Origin of the sequence: Candidatus Erwinia dacicola (assembly GCF_001756855.1) — a bacterium.
Classification (GTDB): domain Bacteria; phylum Pseudomonadota; class Gammaproteobacteria; order Enterobacterales; family Enterobacteriaceae; genus Erwinia; species Erwinia dacicola.
Genome location: NZ_MAYS01000254.1, coordinates 1 through 1,475, shown reverse-complemented (window position 1 = coordinate 1,475; position 1,475 = coordinate 1). Strand labels below are relative to the sequence as shown.

The following is a 1,475-nucleotide window of genomic DNA, read 5'->3' as shown; positions in this document are numbered from 1 at the left end:
CTTTGCAACAGTGCCGTCTAGCACGCTTTAGCCATCCGGGATCCGTTGCTTATGCGGCGGTAAAAGGGGCGATTGAGGTACTGACGCGCTACCAGGCAAAAGAGCTGGGTGCATGCGGCATTGCCGTGAATGTGCTGGCACTGGGAGCGATTGAAACCGACGTTGGCGGCGGCCGGGTACGGGATAACGCGGAGATTAACGCCGGGATCGCCTCACAAACCGCGCTGGGCCGCATCGGGCCGCCGGATGATATCGGTTACGCCGTTGCCGCGCTGTTCATCGAAGAGTGCCGCTGGATTAACGGCCACCGTATTGAAGCGTCGGGCGGAATGTACCTGTAAAGTCTAGGATGGCGGACTGACCGAAAAACATGGTCAGCCCTTGGTCGTATTCTTAGATGCGGATAGTGCCTTCAATCACTGTGACGGTCTGGCCGCCAATCCAGATTCCGTCGGCACCGTACCTGACGCTCAGGCGGCCAGCACGCTGCATCGCCGTGCCCTGGCGCACACGGTAGTCCAGCTCCACGCCGCGCTGCTGGAAATAGCGGGAAAGGCAGGCGTTGGCGCTGCCGGTGACCAGATCTTCCGTCACCACGCCCTCTTCAATCAGCAGGCCACGCACTTCATACTGCTCTTCCGCTCCCTGAATTGGGCCAAACGGCATTACGCCATTGACCCGCGTCTTTTTTATCAGGCGGGCAAACTCCACCGCATCCGGTTTGATCGCTAGGACCGCCTCGGCTGTGGTCATCGGCACCAGCAGCCAGCGAATACCCATATCGGCGATGGTTACCGGCAGCTGTTCCTCCAAGCTGTCGCTGTTTAGCGCGCTGCTGATGGGCGCATCGCTGAACGGGGTAAAAATGGCTTCCGGGGCGGCAAAAGCCAGCGCGCCGTCGTCGCTAATCTTTACTTTCACCAGCCCAAGCCCGCACTGCTGCAAAATCTCACCCACATTTTTCAGCGTTATGCCGGCTTCCAGCAGCGCGTGAGCCGTTCCCAGCGTAGGGTGCCCGGCAAATGGCAGTTCGTAATCCGGGGTAAAAATTCGCATCCGGTAGTCGGCCGTCGGGTCGGTGGCCGGCAGGACAAAGGTGGTTTCGGAGAGATGGGTCCAGCGGGCGATGGTTTGCATCTGCTCATCGCTGAGATCGCTGGCATCCATGATCACCGCCAGCGGGTTGCCGTTATAGGGAGACGAGGTAAAAACATCGACTTGTTTAAAGGCGCGTAATTGCGTCATAACTGTACCTGTTCAAGTTCTCAGACCGTGTGTCTGCGATTCGGGTGGCGGTTGTCAGTGCTGGTTATTATGGTATTAATAAAGCTTACTGGCTAAAAAGTGACTAATTTATGGGCTTTGTTGAATGATAGGTAATCATGCTGTTTTAATATGCCGGTTTTGGACGAAGATGCTAGCCATTCCAGCATGTATTACCGAACACTGGTTGTAACCTACTGATTTTATGTTAT

2 protein-coding genes are annotated in these 1,475 nt (G+C 56.2%); one reads left to right on the top strand and one right to left on the bottom strand.

Translation table 11 applies throughout. From position 1 onward, the window contains the following. The coding region (locus tag BBW68_RS07690) for an SDR family NAD(P)-dependent oxidoreductase (protein WP_148127595.1) at positions 1–341 on the top strand (341 nt) is incomplete at its 5' end. Between the two features lie 52 nt (positions 342–393). Here BBW68_RS07690 and BBW68_RS07685 read toward each other — a convergent pair. After that, on the bottom strand, positions 394–1,245 hold the full coding sequence (locus tag BBW68_RS07685; protein ID WP_070134685.1) for a PhzF family phenazine biosynthesis protein: 852 nt from the start codon (positions 1,243–1,245) through the stop codon (positions 394–396). Positions 1,246–1,475: the final 230 nt, after the last annotated feature.

Coding starts and splice junctions, on each gene's coding strand:
- BBW68_RS07685 (WP_070134685.1), bottom strand. CDS start 1,245: ATGACGCAATTACGCGCCTTTAAACAAGTCGATGTTTTTACCTCGTCT.